The organism is Citrobacter sp. T1.2D-1, assembly GCF_950098555.1.
Taxonomy (GTDB): domain Bacteria; phylum Pseudomonadota; class Gammaproteobacteria; order Enterobacterales; family Enterobacteriaceae; genus Citrobacter_A; species Citrobacter_A telavivensis.
Genome location: NZ_CATNHH010000061.1, coordinates 1 through 237 on the forward strand (window position 1 = coordinate 1; position 237 = coordinate 237).

Consider the following 237-nt stretch of genomic DNA (forward strand, 5'->3'; position numbering starts at 1 on the left):
GACCATCAGGCGCGTCTGCATTCGTTTGAACTGGCGATGGATCTGAAAAAAGAGTTGTTGGGATAGTTTTTTGCCCGGTGGCGCTACGCTTACCGGGCCTGGAAATCCACGTAGGCCGGATAAGGCGAAGCCGCCATCCGGCACCCGGTTTAACCGTAACGGAACTCCACACCGAAGGTACCGCGCGGGTATTCCCACTTCTCCAGCGCCGTATCGAGTCCCAGGATCCGACAGGTG

At 57.8% G+C, this 237-nt stretch carries 1 pseudogene; it reads right to left on the minus strand.

The window, feature by feature from the left end:
- Window positions 1–149: 149 nt before the first annotated feature.
- Window positions 150–237 (minus strand): annotated as a pseudogene (locus tag QQZ17_RS22520) (ferredoxin family protein); the annotation flags it as partial.